This window comes from Meiothermus sp. Pnk-1 (assembly GCF_003226535.1).
In the GTDB taxonomy this organism is placed as follows: domain Bacteria; phylum Deinococcota; class Deinococci; order Deinococcales; family Thermaceae; genus Allomeiothermus.
Genome location: NZ_QKOB01000004.1, coordinates 129,618 through 148,238, shown reverse-complemented (window position 1 = coordinate 148,238; position 18,621 = coordinate 129,618). Strand labels below are relative to the sequence as shown.

Sequence of the window (18,621 nt, the reverse complement as noted above, 5' to 3'; positions counted from 1 at the left end):
TATATCGGAAAGTAAAAATAGTGTAGACAGCGGAATAGGGCCTGTCAATACTCGTTATAGGCCGAGGGTTCCAGCGGGAGCCTCAGGAGGTCGGGCCGCAAGTTCAAATTTCCGCAGGCGCATAAAGTTCAGGGCAGCCTTCACGTGATCGAGCCCTTCACATCCAGACAGCCGATATCTATCTACACCTCCTACACCTCAAGCCCATAAACATCTCTGGCCTGCTCTTTGGCGATATAACCATTCTTGAGGTCTTCGAGTACCTTATCTCTGGAACGTTTCCGTGGATCTCCGTAGCCCCCTCCATTGGCAGTGTAGATTCGGATCACGTCACCTTTGTAGAGCCTCAAGGATGTGACTGTAGAGTACATCTCGCGTCGCCCATCGCCGCGAATGATCTCTACATAATTAGCCGAACCTTCTCGCGCACCTTTCAACCCCCAAGGCTTGAACTTGCTGCGAGTATAGGAAAGGGTAAGGAAGCAATTGTCTGAGCGCACCTGGTAGTCCAGCACAATGCCCTTGCCCCCGCGATATTGCCCTTCGCCGCCCGGCTCGTCGTTTAGCCTGAGCTGGTCAACGTAGAGGCCATACCTGACCTCAGCTACCTCCACGGGGCACCGAAGGGTTTCCCCATGAACGGCGCTGTAAGTGGCACTGATCCCATCACTCCAGGCCGATGCCCCCCAGCCCCCAATCTGTGGCTCTACGATGGTGAAGTACCGCCCAGTGTCCGGGTGGGTCCCGCCAATCACAGTCCCACAAATCGAAGCGAAGTGGCCTGCCGGCAAGCGCTCAGGCCCCAGGTGTGGTGCCAAGCAGCGCCAGATCAAGTCGTACAAACGCATTCGCACCTCGAAGATATACCCAGAGGCTCCCGGTTCCTGCACGTCAAAGACCGTGCCGGGCATGGTCAGCAGGCGCAGGGGTCGAAAATGCCCAGCATTGGCTGTGCGGCTACTATCGGTAATAGCCTTGAAGATCATTTGGGTCGAAACCAGGGCACCGTCCCTCGAGGTGTTGTAGGGACCTTTATCCTGGGGTGGGTTGTCCCGCAGGTCCACGGTGAACGTGCGGTCGCTGATCTCCACCACCACTTTGTAGATGGCTCCGTTTTCCTGCTCTTCCTCGAGACTGAACCTTCCCTTGGGAAGGGTTGCAAGCGCAGCAAGCGCTACCTGCTCGCCATAGTCAAGGTATTGCTCGAGAGCGATTTTGAACGTCTCCACCCCGTACTTCTCGACCAGCTCTAGAATTCGCCTCTCACCAATCCGCACAGCAGCGATCCCCGCCCATAGGTCACCCTCTAGAAAATCCGGCAGGCGGCTATTGGCCTTCATGATCTCTATCACCGACTGGATCGGCTTGCCCTCTTCGATGATCTTGACCGCTGGCAAGCGCAACCCCTCCTGGAAAATCTCGGTCGCGCTGCTCGACATCGAACCTGGGACCATCCCTCCAACATCGTTCCAGTGGGCGATGTTAGCGGTCCAAGCGACCAGCTCCCCACCGGCAAACACCGGCATGGCCAACACCACGTCGTTGAGATGAGTGACGCCTCCGTAGTAGGGGTCATTAGTAACAAATACATCGCCGAGCTGGATGTCACCCGAATGGATATCGAGAATGCGCTGGACCGCTTTGTCCAATACCCCTACAAAAGAAGGAATCCCCGCACCCGAAGTCACCATCTGCCCCTGCCCATCGGTAATACCGGTGCCCATGTCCAACACTTCGTAGATGATGGCGCTCATGGCGGTCTTGCGCATGGCCGCGAACATCTCATCGCTGATAGCCTGCAGTGAGTTCTGGATGATCTCGAGCGTGATGGGGTCAGAAGTCTTGATCATGGGCCACCTCCTTCTCAAACGTTCTGCTGAAGGGTGATGTGCACATTGCCATAATCATCCACCCGCACACGGTTGCCGGGGTGGATCACCATGGTGGTCCCGCGAGTCTCGATGATGGCCGGACCAGAGAAGCTCATACCCGGCTCAAGCAGGTGTCCATCATAGATATCCGAGAGGTGGATTCCTTCTAAGGCGAAGTCCACCTCGCGCTGACCCTTTTTGGCATCCCCCAGGCTGCGGCCGGTTACTGGAAGCTTGGCTGGCTCCAGCTTGCCTACAGCAGCGAAAGCCACCACGTGGGTTCCCACGAACTCGATGGGGGCGTGGAGCCGATAGGTGTACTCACGCTCATAGGACTGGTGAAACGTATCAGCGATCATGGCGATAGTACCAGCCTCTATAGGACCTTCGGGGAGCGGGATCTCGACAGCGTGCTCCTGGTTCTCGTAGCGCAGCTTGGCATATCGCAGGAAACGCACCTGCTCAGCCCCAATCTGCTCGGTAGCGAATTGCTTGAGTGCGTTGGCGGTCACCTCTTCCAGCAAGGTGTTTATGGCGCCTGCATTTTCCGGGCGCAGACTTACAATGCGGGTGACGAAGAAATCCCGCCGCAGGTCGCTCATCAGCATGCCCCAGGCCGAGAAAACGTCAGCAGCCCGAGGGATGACGACTTTGCGCATCCCCAGTTCGCTCGCCAGGGCCACGGCGTGCATGGCACCGCCACCGCCGAAGGCCACCAGCGTGAAATCCCGAGGATCGTAGCCCCGGTTCACCGAGACCAGCTTGAGGGCATTGACCATGTTGTTGTTGGCGATGCGAACAATGCCACGGGCGGCTTCCTCTCGCGTGACCCCCAATTGAGCTGCAATCCGGTCGAGCGCCCGGTTCATGGCCTCCACGTCAGCCTTGATCTCGCCGCCACAGAAAAAGTCTTTGTTGATCCGGCCCAGAGCCAGGTTAGCATCGGTCGTAGTGGCGTTTTCCCCGCCCCGACCATACGCTGCTGGCCCAGGTACGGCCCCGGCAGACTGAGGTCCCACGTGAAGCTTGCCGAAATCATCCACCCAGGCGATGCTCCCTCCACCGTTGCCGATTTCTACCAGATCCACCACCGGAACCATGATGGGATAGCCCGCCGATTTCTGGCTGCGCTCGATCCAGTAATCAGAGATGATCTTGACGTGACCGCCCTCGATCAGGGAGCACTTGGCAGTGGTGCCACCAATATCCAGGGCCAACACATTGGACTCACCAATCAAGCGGCCAAGTTCAGCCGCTCCCCAAAAGCCGCTAGCCGGGCCAGATTCCACCATGGTAATTGGGATCTGCTTGACCCGCTCGGTAGAGTCCACGCCACAGTTGGACTGCATAATGTAGAGTTGTCCAGCGAAACCCTCCGCCTTGCTGCCTTGCTCGAGGCGGCTCAGATAGCGCTCGGCAATGGGCTGAACGTAGGCTGACAGCACCGCAGTGCTGCTGCGCTCATACTCCCGCCATTCCCGTGTAATTTGATGGGACGCCACCACCGCGACCTCGGGCCAGAGTTCGCGCATTCGCTCCAGCACCCTCTGCTCGTGGGCAGGGTTGGCGTAGGAATGCAGCAGGCAGATGGCAATCGCCTGCACTCCCTCCTTCTTGAAGTCCTCGAGAATCCCCGGCAATCCGCTCAAGTCGAGCGGCTGGCGCTCTTCCCCTTGAGGAGAGAGGCGGCCCGGCACTTCCCGGCGCAGGTAACGCGGTACAAAGGGTTCGGGTTTCTTGTAGAAGAGGTTGAAGAAATCCGGGCGGTTGCCCCGGGCAATCTCGAGCACGTCGCGAAACCCCTGAGTGGTGATGAGGGCGGTCTTGACGCCCTTACGCTCGGTCAGGGCATTGATCACCACGGTGGTACCGTGGGCCAAGAAGTCGATGTCGCTCAGCGTAAGGCCCACCTTGTGAATCACGTTCATCACCCCCTGCTCAAAATTGGGCGGGGTGGTGTCGGACTTAGCGGTGACGATCTCCTGGCGGCCCGTGGCAGGGTCGGTGTAGAAATACACCAGATCGGTGAAAGTGCCTCCAACATCGCTAGCCGCGCGAATGATCGATGGTTTCATGCTTCCTCCTATCGCCTGCTGGGCCGGGCCTCAGCCCAGCACGTCCAGCTCAGTCTGCCTGGCGGTGGTGATCTCGATGCCTGTGGCAGTGCTGTAGACATTGATCTCGCTGCGCACGCCGTACTCGGGGAAGTAGACTCCCGGTTCGATAGTGAAGCCCAGACCAGGCAGCACCGCTCGCTCATCCAGCGTCTCGAAGTCGTCGAAGTGGACGGCCTCTCCGTGGACGGTCTGTATGCCTAGGCTGTGCCCAGTGCGGTGCTTGAGATTGGCTGCGAAGCCCCCATTAATGAGCACCTCGCGCACGACTCGATCCACCTCGTTTCCCCGCACGGCCTGCCCGGCCGAAAGGCGGTTTTGCAGCAACTCTACTCCGGTATCGCGCGCGGCCAGCACCGTCTTGAAAGCCTGCAGGAACTCTGGGCTAGGTGAGCCGTAGAAGGCCATCCAGGTGATGTCGGCGAAGGGATTGTCGCCCGGCACCTTGCACCACAGGTCCATCAGGATGGCATCGCCGGGTTCGAGGGTCTTGGAGCGGCTGGCCGAGGGCACGTAGTGCGGGTCCCCTGCTCCCGGCCCGAAGCCCACGATAGGCGGGTGGTCGGGGTCCATGCCCTGTTCTGCGATGAAGCGGTTCATGTATTGCTGAAGCCGGTACTCGTCGATGGGCTCCCGGCGGGCAATGTGCTGGACCAACAGCTCTAGCGCTGCGTCCTTGGTGCGGGTGAGCACTTCGGCAGCCTTGAGGTGGTTGGCCAGTTGCTCGGGTGTCCAGATTAGGAAAAGCTGCAACACATCGCCTGAACTCACCACCTCCACACCCAGGGAGCGAATGAGCTCGAGGGTTCCCCCATCCACCCTGGAGACATAGGGGATATTGCCGTTGGGAGAATACTCCATGGCCACCCTCCTGGCTGCGCCGAGCAGGTTGCGCAGTTGCTGGAGCAGGGTCTGCCGGCTGTTGTACTTGTGCAGCGCGTAGCCTGCCCGCGGGAAGGAACCGAACTCAATGTCGTGTACCAGAACCTGTGGTTCACCTCGAGCCGGTATCCACAAGAACCAGCGCCGGGTAAGCAGGGTTCCTCTATGGCCAAACACCCTGGCGGCGAAGGGGTTGGTGCCGCGGAAGTCGTATACCAGCCAGCCATCAATCTCGGCCTCACGCAGGAATTCCTGAACCTCAGGGAGTTTCTGTCCGATCATGGCAATCCTTTCATGTCTTGACCAGCTTGTTGGGGATCTCTCCGCTCACCATGTGGCAAGCCGAGTAGTGATCCTCGCGGACCATAGTGAGCGGCGGGAGCTGCGCCCAGCAGGCTTGCTCGGCAAATGGACAGCGGGGGGCAAAAGGACAGCCCTGTGAGACCGCAGCGCTATCGAGAGCCAGGTTTCGCTCCCAGGGCCACTGCGGCTTGAGTGCTTCTTCTTCCTCAGAGACAACCGGAATCGAGGAAATGAGCATGCGGGTATAGGGGTGCTCGGGGTCACGAAAGAGCTCAGCCGTGGGGCCGATCTCGGCCACCTTGCCTCGATACATCACCATCACCCGATCCGCGATGTTGCGCACTACCGAGAGGTCGTGAGTGATAAAGACATAAGTGAGCCTGAATCGGGCCTGAAGCTCGATCAGCAGGGCCAGCACCTTGGCCTGCACGCTCACGTCCAGGGCACTGGTAGGCTCGTCCAGCACCAGCAGCTTTGGCTCGACCGCCAGGGCTCGGGCAATAGCCACCCGCTGCCTCTGGCCGCCAGAGAGAGCAGAGGGGAAGCGGTCGAGGTATTCCGGGCTCATCCCTACTACCTGTAATAGCTCAGCCGCCCGCTTACGATGATCGTTCGTCAAACCCACCCGGTGAGTCTGTAGGGGGACCTGAATGCTCTGAAAGATGGTGCGACGAGGATTCAGGGTGGTCATGGGATTTTGCTGGACGTACTGAATCTGACGGCGCAGACCCAGGGCCCGGTTTGTACCGAGTTCCTGGCCTTGAAACCTGAGACTACCACTCGTCGGCCCTTCAGCACCCAGCACCAGATTGGCCAGGGTCGTCTTGCCCGAGCCGGACTCACCCACCACCGCCAGGGTCTCACCAGGAAACACATCCAGGGTCACCCCATCAAGGGCTTTGACCACGCCCGTGCGGGTCACGTAGTGCTTGCTCAGCCCACGGATCTCGAGTAAAGCCTCAGGCACGGCTCACCTCTTCATAAAGGACACAGGCCACGCGATGACCGTTGCCCAGGTCACGCAGGGGCTGATCTCGCTGACAAGCGGCGTGGACGTGGGGGCAGCGCGGATGAAAGCGGCATCCGGAGGGCGGTTTGGTGTAATCAGGCACAAATCCCTCGATACCCTGAGGAAGTTCTCCCCCACTCAGCTTGGGAACTGAGGCTAGGAGAGCCCGGGTATAAGGATGTTTGGGGCTAGCGAAGATTTGCTTGGTTAGCCCCTCCTCTACCACGCTTCCGGCATACATCACATACACTCTTTCGGCAAACTCGCGCACCACCCCTAAGTTATGGGTAATCAGCAGTACCGCCGAGTGGGTCTCCTCAGTAAGCCGTCGCATGAGCCGTAGCGTCTGCTCCTGTACCGTCACATCGAGCGCAGTGCCAGGCTCGTCAGCCAGGATCAGGTCTGGCTGGTTTACCAAAGCCATGGCAATCAACACACGCTGGTTAAGACCCCCCGAGAGCTGAAAGGGATAGGCCCCCAACACTCGCTCTGGGTCGGTGATGGCAACCTGCCGCAAAGCCGAGCGGGCCAGTTCGAAAACCTCGGCCCGGCGGCGGGCTTTGCCTCCGCGGCGGATCACCGCACTCATCTGGTCGAAGATGGTAAACGTGGGGTTCAAGGAAGCCATGGGGTCCTGGAAAATAGGGCTAATGCGTCGTCCCCGCAGTTCCCGCAGCTTGGCCGCTGGGCTATGAAGCAGATCCAGTCCGTCAAATTCAATGTGACCTTTAATTTGTGCGTTGTTTTGCCGTACCAACCCCAAGATGAGCCGCAAAGTGACCGACTTGCCACATCCAGACTCTCCCACCAAAGCTACCCGCTCGCCCCGGCCAACCTCGAGGTTCACCCCCTTGAGCACGTAGGAGATCCCTTCAAAAAGTTTGAAGTGTAGATGGAGATCAGAAATTCGCAGCAAGGCTGCCATCTACACCTCCACATCCAGCAGATCACGCAACCCATCACCTAGCAGGTTAAAGCCCAATACGCAAATCAGCACAGCCAGCCCTGGAAACACTGAAATCCACCACTGGTCAGGAAGGTACTTGGCTCCCTCAGCTACCATCGAGCCAAGGTCAGGGGTTGGGGGCTGTACCCCCAAACCAAGGAAGGAAAGGCTCGAGCCGATCAGGATTACAAAACCCATGTCCAGGGTCATCTTGGTGAGGATCGAAGGGGTGCAGTTGGGAAGTATTTCGCGGAAAAGGATGTGCCACTTGGGCGCTCCAATCACCTCTGCAGCGATAACAAAACCTTCCGTGCGCACCGAGCGGGTCAGGTTGTAGACAAGGCGGGTGTACCAAGGCCACCACATCACCGTAACCGCTATCATCGCGTTGAACAGATTAGGCGGCAAAAAGCCTAGCACAGCCAGGGCTAGCACCAATGGAGGCACAGACAAAAACACGTCAGTAATGCGCATTATGATGGCTTCAGTGCGCCCTCCGAAGTAACCTGCCAGCAGCCCTAGCAACACCCCTACCGGTACCGCCAGCAAGAGAACCACTATCCCCAACATGAGCGAAACTCGAAAGCCAAAGATGACCCGGGTTAGTATGTCCCGCCCAATGGTATCGGTGCCGAACCAGTACTTGGCCGAAGGGGGCAGCGAGGCCTCAGTAAAGTTAGTGAAACTGCCAGCATGGGCCGGATAGGGAGTGACAAATGGGGCCAGAATGGCTAGCAGCATGATCAACAAGATTAGCATCAGTCCCGCCACCGAAAGTGGGTTCCGAGAGAAGCGGTACCAGGCCCTGGATCTGAACACGCCGACCATCAGTGATCCCCCTGACGATAGCGAATGCGGGGGTTCACATAGCCCACCACCAGATCCACCACTATATTGATGAGCAAAAAGAAAGCCGCAATCACCAGGGTAGTGCCAACGATGGCATTCAGATCCTTGCGAATGATAGCTTGTACCGCATAGCGGGCCATGCCCGGCCAGTTAAATACCGCCTCCACTAAGAAGGCCCCTCCCAACATGGCTGCCAGATCTAGTCCAAGGATGGTAAGGGTGGGGATCATCGCTGGACGTAAAGCATACTTAAAGGCAATTGTAGACTCACGAAGACCAAAAGCCCGAGCCATTTCAATGTAGGGCTTTCCATAGGTGTCGAGCATGTTAGCCCGGGTAAGCCGCGCAGCTTGGCCCAACCCAGCCATAGCCAGGGCAGTCGCGGGCAAAATCATGTGTTTGAGTGCATCCCAGAATGTAGCCCACTGCCCCGCCAGCAAAGCGTCCAGCGTAATCATCCCACTGATCCGTGGCGGCGGTAGGAAAGCGTCACCCAACCGACCCGCGACTGGCAATACCGAAACCCAATAAGCAAAAAACAACACCAGGAAAATAGCCCACACAAAGTTCGGTGTAACTACCCCTAGCAAGGCGAAAACCCGAGCCAAATTGTCAGGCCAACGGTTGCGGTAATAGGCAGCCAGGATACCCAGCGGCAATCCCACCAGTACCATCATTAACCCGCCAACCAGCACTAGTTCTAACGTGGCTGGGAAGAACTCAGCGAGGTCAGTAGTGACCGCCCGCTTGGTGTAGAGCGACATGCCCAAGTCACCCTGAACCAAACGTTTGACGAACTCTAAGTACTGCAGTGGCAAAGGTCGATCCAGATAAAGCTCTTTTCGCAGATTTTGCACCTGCTCTTGCGTGGCCATTGGCCCCAAAGCGATCCGGGCAGGATCTCCAGGGATCACCCGGGCGATCACGAAGATCAGAATCGATACCCCGAGGAGCACCCCTATTGAGGTAAGCAGGCGATGGCCGAGATAGGCAAAAAAGTTCGTCACCACTTCTCCATTGAGGGATTTTCAAACAGCATTAACCAGGTGTGTTCGGGCGTTCCCGAGCGGGAGAAGCTCACAGAACTTTGGGTGACCTGAGACAAACCACTACAGGTCACCCGGAAAAGGTTCTAGTTCACCTCGATCAGTCGGAAGAGCCAGTTGGCACCGGTAGTAGAGACAGACTTAGACTCATCCTCCAGGGTAGGCACCTTAATGTTGGCTTGTTTGGCGAACACGGCCAGGTTGTCGTAGCCGAAGATATCGGTTTGCAGATCCACCACGCGCTTTTGCACTTGCTTGTACATCTCCATGCGCTTGCTGTTATCCGAGGTGGCCCGGGCCTCATCAAGTAGTCTGTCAACCTGGGCGTCCCTGAGCCAACTCGACGACCAGAAAGTACCGGCGGCTTTAGAGCTGTACATCACGTACAGCAGGCCATCGGGATCGGGGTAGTTGAGGCCAGTGAAAAGCGGATAAATGTTGGGCGTGGTTTCAGGTTTAGCAAAGCGCTCGGTAAGAGCGGTCCAGGGCACCTTGGTGATGTTGACCTTCACGCCCAGTTCAGCCATGTTCTGCTGGAACAATAACGCCATCTTCTCCTCAGCGGGAACCTCAGCTACCCAGGCCATATCGATCACTACACTGCCGAGTTGGTTCGCGTACTTGGACTTGGCCAATGCCGCCTTAGCCGCAGCCAAGTCACGCTTAGGAAAAGGAAGGGAAGCGTCATAACCGGGAACTCCCGCCGGTAGAGGGCCACGGGCAGGTTTACCGCTTGAGACTGTATCGGTGATCTTTAGCGTGCTCCGCAAAGCTTCGTAGTCAAAAGCCAGGGCCATGGCCTTGCGGAAGTTAACATCGTCGGTGGGGGCCCGCTGAGTGTTGAGCTTAAGGAGCAACGAGCCCGATCCACCCTCAGTGATTAGCTCGATCCCGGGTTGGGCAGCCAGCGCCTTGAAAACCTCCTGGGGATGCCATTGGCTGGAGATATCATGCTCTTTGCGGACCATGAGGGTACGCATAGTGGAAGATTCAAGAGAGTACCGCTGCCGCACAATATCCGGAGCCTTAGGAGAAAAGCCCAGGAAATAATCCTTGAACTTCTCCATCACGGTAAGCTCTTGGGGATTATGGGAGACTACCTTGTAGGCCCCCGAACCGGCGTCGTTGCTAGAGAGAAAGGCTTGTCCATAGTCGCCATTCTCCCCAAACTTGCCCTCCTTCTTGTTTTTCAGCACCAGGTCCTTGTTGACCACCGGAAGGCGCACTAAGGTGGCCAGAAAAGGCGCATAAACCCCTGATAGGTTGAACTGTACAGTATAGGGGTTAATTGCCTTTACCGAGGACACCCATTGCGAAAACAAAAAAGCAAAGCCCTGGTTCAAAGCTTTAACCCGCTCGTAACTAAAAACTACATCATCAGCCTGGAGTTCGCTGCCATCGTGGAACTTGACCCCCCGACGCAGGGTGAAGGTGTAGGTCTTCCCTCCATTGGATATCGTCCACGCCGTAGCCAAGTGAGGCTTCACCCCCTTTTCCGGATCTGGCATTACCAACGTGTCATAGAGGTTATAGGCCAGCACCGAGCCGGAGTAGTCGTTGGCTTTGTGTGGATCAAGTTCGCCTGGAGCTGAATTATCTAGCCGCAGCACCCGCTGCTGCGCCAAACTAAAGCTCGCTAGCACTACCAGGGCCACCAACCAAATTGCTTTCTTCATACGTCCTCCTCTGAGACCCGCTCAACCCGGCCAAACCAAAACCAGATCAGTTCAGTGTCCTCAGTAGCCCGAGCCCTATGCTCTTCGCCCGCGGGGATTAGCGATACCTCGCCCGCTTGAAGCATGGACTGTTCTCCGGCACATTCGACCTCGAGCCCGCCACTCAAAATTACTGACAGCTCATGCTGCTCGTGCTTGGAATAGCCCTCTAAAGGAACCCACTCCCCCTTATTCAGACGGACCGTGCCCATCTTAAGACCCGCCCATTGCTCCGGCTCCAATTCCAGCAACGACAGCACTCGCTCAGGAGCACTCGGGTATTTCAGCCTAAAAACTTCCATGCATCCTCCTATAGAAGCGGCATACTGGTAACCGAGATCAGGTGAACCTCTTCATCGCCATCGTTTCGCCAGCCATGGCGCAGTCCCGACTTGTAATGGATAGTGTTGCCTGGCCCCAGGTGATAGGTTTTCTTACCCACCTGCACAGTGAGCTTGCCTTTCAGGACGAAGAAGAACTCCTCCCCCGGATGTTTAGATATCTCCTTGCTGTCATACCTAGGAGGAATCACCACGTACAGAGGCTCCAACTCACGGCCTTTAGAGGTTGAACCCAGCCGGGCATAGCGGATCTTCGAACCATCGAGGCTGAAGAAATGCAGGTCGTCTATGGAGCGTACCCGCTCATCCTGGTCGTGGGTATCGAGGAAGTAGTTCATGCTCACGCCGAGCCCTTCAGCAATGCTCTTTAAGGAAGTCAAAGACAATCCCCTAACACCTTTCTCTACCTGAGACAAAAACGGCACTGATAAGCCTGTACGCTTGGATAGCTCTGTGAGAGTCAATCGCAGCTGCATGCGCCGCGCGAGAATCAGCTCGGATAGCTCCATGAGTTACCTTTAAGCAAGACTGTAGCAAATATTATTTGCTAAGTCAATAAATATTTTGCCAAGAATTAGGGAGATCGGCCAACGCAGAGTCGTGTAAGGAATTTTGTGTAAGGGTTTAGGTAAAAAGGGGTGTACTGGCTCAATGAAAGAGGTACTCCATGCAGGGCAACCGCAAAGTCCCGGAATGCCCTAGAGGCTGTTGGGAATCTTATCCAAACATAGGCTACCGGTTATGTTCGGGACATGATGAACTCGAGGCGAAAGCCCTACCTCAGCGACGTGAGCGATGAAGAGTGGAGCCTGGTCGTGCCCTATCTGACGCTCTTACCACTGGACGCAAAACGGTCTGAGTACGACTTGCGCGAGGTGGGGGCGCCCTGCGCGGGTGGGTGCGCAGCGGGGCCCAGTGGGAGCTCATGCCCCACGACTTCCCTCCCTGGCGGGTGATCTACGAACAGACCCGACGCTGGATCGAGAACCACTGCTTTGAGAACATTGTGCACGGCCTGCGAGAGATCCTGAGATTGCACAGGGACAAACCGGCTCAACCTAGCAGAGCGGTTCTGGACTCGAGGGTGATGCAGAGCACCCCGGAGAGCGGGCATCGCGCCAAGTACAACGGGCACAAGCGCCGTAAAAGCACCAAGGTGTATATCGGTGTGCACACCTTGGGGCAACTGCCAGCCCTGAGCAGCACTCCGGTCAATGAGGATGACCGCAAGCAGGTGGCGGCCCTGGCCGAGGCGATCCAAGCGGTCACCGGTCAGCGGGTGGAGATCGCCTTTGTCGACCCGGGCTATACCGGTTCCGAGGCCGAAGCCGCCGCCCAGGAACAGGGTATCCATCTGGAAGTGGTCAAGAAGCCAGGGGCCAGCAAAGGCTTCGTGCTTCTGCCCAAGCGTTGGTCAGTGGAGCGCTCCTTCGCCTGGACCTCGCGTTTCAGGCGATTGGCACGGGATTACGAGCGACTCACACAGACCCTCGAAGGTTACCACTGGTTAGCCTTCTCCATTCTGATGCTTGCAAAAGCAGCCCCCCTATTATGTATGGCTACCTAACAGGCTCTAGACCCGGTCGCCGTATCGGCAGGCGGGCACCCTGCTTCCCGCTCCTCCCTGGCGGGGCGGATGCCCCCGGTGTTCGTCGGGAGTTTCCCCCGTCGGACTACCCCATAGAACCCCCTGCTCCGAGGGGCAGGGTGCAGGGGAAACGCCGTTCCCAAAATGCCTGTGCGAACAGGGCCACCGCTCTTGACCCCAGGCGGTGCTTGCGCGTATTCTCGAACCAAATACTTGTAACCTTACAGGCATAGGGATACCGGATGCAACTCACCAGGGGCCAACAGCAGGTAGTCCAGAAGATGTCCGCGCTGAAGCGGAAGCTCGGGCGCATGCCCAGCGTGCCCGAACTCAGCGCCGCACTGGGCTACTCCTACCAGGCCTTGCGGCAGCACCTGGGCGCGCTGGAGCGCAAGGGGCTGCTCGAGGTCCTCTCGCGGGGCCAAGGTCGCAGCTCCGAGATCGTCCTCACCCCCCAGGGAAAGCTGCTGTTGGGCCAGGGCATCCCCGTCCTGGGCTACATCGCGGCGGGACCGATGACCCCGGCGGTGCAGCACAACCTGGGCCTGCTCGAGCTACCCGGCAGCCCCGAGGCCTGCGCTTTTGTGGTGGACAGCGACTCGATGGCCGATTTCTTCCTGGTGGGAGACGTGGTGGTGGTGCGCAAGGTGGCCCGCCCGCCCCGCTCCCGGGAGATCTGCGCGGTCTCCGATGCGGAGACCGGCCGGGCCACCCTCAAGTATGTAACCCTTCAGGGGGATAGGGTCCTGCTGGAGCCGCATAACCCGGCGTATCCCAGCTTTACCCTGCCGGCTAGGGAGCTACGTCTGCTGGGGGTGTTCGAGTACATGCTGCGCGGCCGAAGCCCCGAGCACCTGCTGCGCACCCTGGGGGTGGTTATGTAACCCGCCCGGCCCATGACTTGAGGGCGCGTTCAGCCTGCCCGCCATCGCGCGCCCTCCCCTCTAGCACCCCAGGGTTCTGCCCCGGAGCGGTCTTCTATTGGTCTTGCCAGTATAGCAGAAAAGGAGCATGTCCAAAAGCCGTTCCCACCCCCCAGCACCGGACCCCAGCCCCTCCGCGGAGGGGGTCGCGGCCCTGCTGTTTGACCCCTGGCCGCTGTATGTGGCCTACCGGCTGAACCCGGGGCTGCCCCAGGAGCCGGTAGCGGTCACGGTAGGCGACCGGGTGATCGCGCTCAGCCCTGCGGCGCGCAAAGCCGGGGTGAGCCCGGGTATGCGGGGCGCGGCCGCCCGGGCCCGGCTGGCCGGGCTGCACCTGGTCCCGCTGGGCACCCCCCTGCTGCAGGCCACCTGGGAGACGCTGCTGGAGGAGATGCCGGCCCACAGCCCCTGGGTCGAGCCGCTCCGCCCGGGTCGGGTGCTGCTGCGGTTGGACCCGGCAGCGGCGCGGGCGCTGGCGGAAGCCTACGGGGTGAGGGTGGGTTTTTCCGGCTACCGCGAGGTGGCCCTGCTGGCGGCGCTATCGGCCTACCCCGGCCAGGTGCGGGCAGTGCCCCGGGGGGAGGAAAAGGGCTGGACGGATCGGCTGCCGCTGTACCTGCTCAAGGGGCTGGGCCTGGGGGCGCACTCGCTGGAGTGGCTGGGCCAGCTGGGGCAGCGCACCCTGGGGGACCTGCGGCAGTGGAGCGCGCCGCAGCTGGAGCGCACGCTGCCGGAGTACCGGGTTCTGCAGCCCTATCTGTGGGGTCCCTGGAGCCCCCGGGTAGGCCGGGCCAGGATTCCCGCGACCCTGCGGGCGCAGCACACCTTCGCCGAGGCCGCCCGAGAGCCTTTAGCGTTCGAGCCGGCCCTCGGGCGCCTGAGCGAGCAGCTATCCGCTGCGCTAGGGCGCCAGGGCAAGGCCGCCTTCCGGCTGACGGTACGGGTGAGGGCCGGCGGCCGCCCCTTCCAGGCCGCCCGCCAGAGCAAAGTCCCGCTCCAGCAGCCGGGCCCCATCTACCGCCTGGCCCGGCGGACCCTGGAAGACACCGGGGCGTTGGGCCTCCCTTTGCAGCAGATCGCCCTCGAACTCTCGGACCTGCGCCGCCCGGGGGTCCAGGGGGCCTTGTGGGAAAGCCGCCCGCAGGGCGCGGCCGCCCGGGCGGTGGCCGAGCGGTTCCCCGGGACGCTGGTACGGGTGCGGGAGCTCGATCCCTACGCCCTGGCCGCGGATCAGCAGGCGGTCTGGGTCCGGGTGGTAGAGGGGGGTCCCTGATGCGCCGGGTGGGCCGGGCGGTCGCGGTGGATTCCCACCCCGACGGGCGGCCGAGGGCGGTGGTCTATCGCCGGCGGCGGGAGGTGCTGCGCTATGTGAGGCGCTGGCGCAGCAAGGGCCGCTGGGTGCTGGGCGAGGGCCCCCGCGCCTACTGGTGGGTCGAGGTGGAGGGCGGTCTGACCCTGGAGATCTACCACCAGGAGGGAAGCGGCCTATGGGTGCTGACCCGGATTCTCGACTGAAGCCCGCGGCCTTGCACGTGCACTCCTACTTTTCCGAGGGGGGTGGGGTGAGCAGCCCCTCCCGGCTGGCCCGGCGGGCCGCCGAACTCGGGTACGGGGCGCTGGCCCTGACCGACTGGCTTTCGCTGGCGGGCGCGGTGGAGCTGCACCAGGCCTGCCGCGGCCTGGGCCTGCAGCCCCTCACCGGGGCCACCGTGCCGCTTCGGGTGCAGGCGCAGATCTATCCGGTGGTGTTGCTGGCGGCCTCGCGGCGGGGCTATGGCCACCTCGGCGAGCTCATCACCCTGGCCCGGGAGCGGGAGACCCCCTATGTCGAGCTCGAGGAACTGCTCGCCCACGCCGAGGACCTGCACCTGCTCAGCGGGGGCCGGGCCGGGCCGGTCAGCCGCCTGCTGGCCGCGCGAAAGTCCGCGGTTTTGCAGGGCCTGCTCTCCACCCTGCGCAGGGCGTTTGCGGAGCGGCTGTGGATCGGGCTGTTCCACGAGTTCTACCCCGAGGATGACCGGCGGGTGCGGGCCTTGCGGGCCTACGCCGGCGAGCTCTCCCTGCCGGTGGTGGCGGCCCCGGAGGTGCGCTACGCGGTCCAGTCCCTCTACCCTTTGCACGAGGCCCTCACCGCGGCCCGGCTGGGCATCAGCGTCCACACCCCGCACCCCCAGGCGGTCCGAAACGATGCCCAGTACCTGCCCTCCCTGGCCGAGCTGCGCGACCGCTTTCCCTTTCCCGAGGCCCTGGCCAACACCGCCCGGCTGGCCCAGGCCTGCGCCTTCGAGCTGCTACCCGAGCGCCTGGAGACCGCCCCGCCCCGGCTACCGCCCGGGCTCTCGGCCCCGGCCTACCTGCGCCAGCGGTGCTATGCCGGGCTGGAGCAGCGCTATCCCGCCAGCGCGCGGGAGGCCGCCCGGGCCCGGCTGGAGTACGAGCTGGGGGTGGTGGAGGAGATGGAGATGGCCGGCTTTTTCCTGCTCGAGGCGGAGATCGTGGACTACTGCCGCTCCCGCGGCATCCTGGCGGCCGGACGGGGCAGCGCCGCCGGCAGCCTGGTCTGCTATACCCTGGGCATCTCCCAGGTGGACCCCCTGGCGCACGACCTCCTCTTCGAGCGCTTCCTGCACGCCGGGCGGCGCTCCACCCCCGACGTGGACATCGACCTGGCCTCCCACCGCCGCGACGAGGTGCTGGCCTGGGTGGAAAGGCGCTTCGGCGGAGGGCGCCGGGAGGCCATGACCGCCAACTACATCACCTACCGGCTGCCCTCCGCCCTGCAGGACCTGGGCCGGGCCCTGGACCTGCCCGCGCACCAGCGCACCGCGCTGAGCCGGCGGCTGGGCCGCGACTACCGCCACCTGCGGCCCCACCAGGCCCGCCGGGCCCAGGCCGTCTTTGACGAGGTTCTGGGGGACAGTCCGCTCAAGGAAGTGCTGCTGTGGCTGCTGGAGCAGATCGAGCCGGGCCACGTGCGCCACCTGGCCCCCCACAGCGGCGGGGTGGTGCTCTCCGCCCACCCCCTGACCCACTACTCCCCCCTGCAAAGGAGCAGCGGGGGGATCGTACACCTGCAACTGGACAAGGACGGGGTCGAGCAGATGGGCCTGATCAAGTGCGACCTGCTGGGCCTGAGGATGCTGGGCGTGCTGGAACGGGCCCGGGAGGAGGTATACCGCAGCGAGGGGGTGTGGCTGGACCTCTTCCGCCTGCCCGACGAGGCGGCGGTCTGGGACGCGCTGGAGGCGGGCGATACGCTGATGCTGTTTCAGCTCGAGAGCCCGGCCCAGATGCAGACCTCCCCCCGGGTCAAGCCCCGCAGCCGGACCGAGCTGGCCCACCAGATCGCCCTCATCCGCCCCGGCCCCATCCAGTCGGGCACCGTGCATCCCTACCTGCGGCGGGCCCAGGGGCTGGAGGCCGAGTCGGTGGTGCACCCGGCCCTAGCCCCCATCCTGGGGCCGACCCGGGGGGTGCTGCTCTACCAGGACCAGCAGCTGCGCATCCTGCACGAGTGTGCCGGCTACAGCTGGCCCGAGGCCGAACGGCTGCGCAAGCGAATCGCCCGCGCCGAGGAGGGAGAGCCGCTCGAGGCGGAGGCCGCGCAGTTCATCCAGGCCGTCGAGCGCACCCTGGGGGCCACCCCCGCGCAGGCCCGGGCCATCTGGCAGATGGTGGCCGAGTTTCGCGGTTACGGCTTCTGCGCCTCCCACGCCCACGCCTTCGCCCAGCACGCCTACGCCAGCGCCTGGCTGCGGCGGCACTACCCGGCTGAGTACTGGGCCGCGTTCATGAGCGAACGGCCGGGCTTCTGGCCGGCCGACACCCTGCGCCAGATGGCCCACCGGCAGGGCTTCGCGGTGCTGCCCCTGGACATCAACCACAGCGGCTTGCACTACCGCTGCGAGAAAACCCCCCAGGGCAAAGGGGTACGCCTCCCCCTCACCGCCGTCCGGGGCCTGTCGCAAACCCAGGCCGAAGCCATCCTGCTGGAGCGGCTGGAGCGCCCCTTCGCCTCCCCCGAGGACTGCTACCAGCGGGTGGCCCTGCCGCGCGATGTGTGGATGAACCTGGTACGGGCGGGGGCCTTCGATGCCATGCTGGACCGGCGCGCCGCGCTGTACCAGGCCCAGGCCCTGCTGCAGACCCACCCCAAAGGGGCGCGGCCCTGGCTGGAAGCTCCCCTGCCCCCCACCCCGGCCCTGCCTCCCCTGGAACTCCCCGAGCGCATGGCCTGGGACTACCAGACCAAGGGCTATAGCGAGCTGGCCCTGCACCCGCTGGATCTGATGCGCTCGAGGCTGCTCGAGCTGGGCTGCAAGCCCCTGGTCTCGCTGCAACGGCGGGGAGGAGGCCCGGTGCGCACCGCGGGCCTGTTCAAGTTTCTGCAAAAGCCCCCCTCGGCTCGAGGGTTTGCTTTCGTGGTCGTGGAGGACGGCGCGCAGCTGGCCCAGCTCATCCTGGCCCCGCCGCTATGGGAGCGCTACGCCCGAACGGTGCAGAGCGCCCCGGTGTTGGTGGTGGAAGGCTGGGTGCAGCCGGCCGGGGGTTTGCTGGCCATCCAGGTAGCGCGGCTCTGGGGTCTTCCGCTGGAATCCACGGCGGTCTCGAGCCACCCTGCGGCCGCGGAGCCGGGGGACGCGGTGGCCCTGAACCCTTGAAGGACCGCTAGCCAAGCCACCCCGGCGGCGATTACCTTCAACCCGCGGACGCAAAAGCCTACAGGAGATGGGCCGCCTGCCCAGCCAGCGCCACCCCGCCGCAATCGCCGGATCCTGAACCCCCACCCCTACCGGGCCAGTCTCGCGCACCGCCTCCACCCAGCCCCCCAGGCTGGGCGCAGACGAGAAGGTGGTTCCCAAGGAAGGCCCGCTCATCCAGGACGGGCGCCGCACCTGGGCCACCCGCCGAGAAACCGGCGAGGCTCAAACACCCTTGGTTACCGGGTATTCGGCCACATCCCCTGGGAGAAAGCGGGTTGGGAAGATGAGCGGGGAGGGTGAAAGTTCTAATTCACGAAGCTCAGTGCGGCTA

At 61.9% G+C, this 18,621-nt stretch carries 14 protein-coding genes and 1 pseudogene; 5 read left to right on the top strand and 10 right to left on the bottom strand.

Annotated elements, in window-relative coordinates; genetic code table 11:
- Positions 1–191 precede the first annotated feature (191 nt).
- The 10 genes from DNA98_RS07880 to DNA98_RS07835 form a co-directional block, all read right to left on the bottom strand.
- Positions 192–1,850, bottom strand: a complete 1,659-nt coding sequence (locus DNA98_RS07880; RefSeq protein WP_110528707.1) for a hydantoinase B/oxoprolinase family protein — start codon at positions 1,848–1,850, stop codon at positions 192–194.
- Positions 1,851–1,864: 14 nt separating this feature from the next.
- The gene (locus DNA98_RS07875) at positions 1,865–3,946 is read right to left on the bottom strand and encodes a hydantoinase/oxoprolinase family protein (RefSeq protein WP_110528704.1); all 2,082 of its coding nucleotides are present in this window, start codon (positions 3,944–3,946) and stop codon (positions 1,865–1,867) included.
- A 30-nt stretch (positions 3,947–3,976) separates the two neighbouring features.
- Complete coding sequence (locus DNA98_RS07870; RefSeq protein ID WP_110528701.1) at positions 3,977–5,149, bottom strand: Xaa-Pro peptidase family protein; 1,173 nt, start codon at positions 5,147–5,149, stop codon at positions 3,977–3,979.
- A 10-nt stretch (positions 5,150–5,159) separates the two neighbouring features.
- Complete coding sequence (locus tag DNA98_RS07865) at positions 5,160–6,137, bottom strand: ABC transporter ATP-binding protein (RefSeq protein WP_110528699.1); 978 nt, start codon at positions 6,135–6,137, stop codon at positions 5,160–5,162.
- A complete protein-coding gene (locus DNA98_RS07860; protein WP_110528696.1) occupies positions 6,130–7,104 on the bottom strand; it encodes an ABC transporter ATP-binding protein in 975 nt (324 codons plus the stop codon). The genes DNA98_RS07865 and DNA98_RS07860 overlap by 8 nt, the downstream gene beginning before the upstream one ends.
- A complete protein-coding gene (locus DNA98_RS07855) occupies positions 7,105–7,953 on the bottom strand; it encodes an ABC transporter permease (protein WP_110528693.1) in 849 nt (282 codons plus the stop codon).
- Positions 7,953–8,981 carry an ABC transporter permease gene (locus tag DNA98_RS07850; protein ID WP_199489373.1) on the bottom strand — a complete coding sequence of 343 codons (1,029 nt, stop codon included), beginning with the start codon at positions 8,979–8,981 and terminating at the stop codon, positions 7,953–7,955. Before DNA98_RS07850 ends, DNA98_RS07855 begins: the two co-directional genes overlap by 1 nt.
- Positions 8,982–9,106: 125 nt before the next feature.
- A complete protein-coding gene (locus DNA98_RS07845) occupies positions 9,107–10,696 on the bottom strand; it encodes an ABC transporter substrate-binding protein (protein ID WP_110528690.1) in 1,590 nt (529 codons plus the stop codon).
- A complete protein-coding gene (locus tag DNA98_RS18500; protein ID WP_370444439.1) occupies positions 10,693–10,947 on the bottom strand; it encodes a cupin domain-containing protein in 255 nt (84 codons plus the stop codon). Before DNA98_RS18500 ends, DNA98_RS07845 begins: the two co-directional genes overlap by 4 nt.
- Positions 10,948–11,045: 98 nt before the next feature.
- Positions 11,046–11,585: a helix-turn-helix domain-containing protein gene (locus DNA98_RS07835; RefSeq protein ID WP_110528684.1), complete on the bottom strand. Its 540-nt coding sequence runs from the start codon at positions 11,583–11,585 to the stop codon at positions 11,046–11,048.
- 246 nt (positions 11,586–11,831) lie between these two features.
- On the opposite strand from DNA98_RS07835, the pseudogene DNA98_RS07830 reads away from it, so the two are divergent.
- The 5 genes and pseudogenes from DNA98_RS07830 to dnaE all read left to right on the top strand — a co-directional run bounded on the left by DNA98_RS07830 (position 11,832) and on the right by dnaE (position 18,248).
- Positions 11,832–12,643 (top strand): annotated as a pseudogene (locus DNA98_RS07830) (IS5 family transposase).
- 263 nt (positions 12,644–12,906) lie between these two features.
- Entirely contained in the window at positions 12,907–13,548 is a 642-nt protein-coding gene (locus DNA98_RS07825) for a LexA family transcriptional regulator (RefSeq protein WP_110528681.1), read from the top strand.
- A gap of 127 nt (positions 13,549–13,675) precedes the next feature.
- Complete coding sequence (locus DNA98_RS17780; RefSeq protein WP_110528678.1) at positions 13,676–14,860, top strand: hypothetical protein; 1,185 nt, start codon at positions 13,676–13,678, stop codon at positions 14,858–14,860.
- Positions 14,860–15,102 carry a hypothetical protein gene (locus DNA98_RS17775; protein ID WP_110528675.1) on the top strand — a complete coding sequence of 81 codons (243 nt, stop codon included), beginning with the start codon at positions 14,860–14,862 and terminating at the stop codon, positions 15,100–15,102. The genes DNA98_RS17780 and DNA98_RS17775 overlap by 1 nt, the downstream gene beginning before the upstream one ends.
- Positions 15,075–18,248, top strand: a complete 3,174-nt coding sequence (dnaE, locus tag DNA98_RS07810; protein WP_110528672.1) for a DNA polymerase III subunit alpha — start codon at positions 15,075–15,077, stop codon at positions 18,246–18,248. The genes DNA98_RS17775 and dnaE overlap by 28 nt, the downstream gene beginning before the upstream one ends.
- The last annotated feature ends 373 nt before the right edge of the window (positions 18,249–18,621 follow it).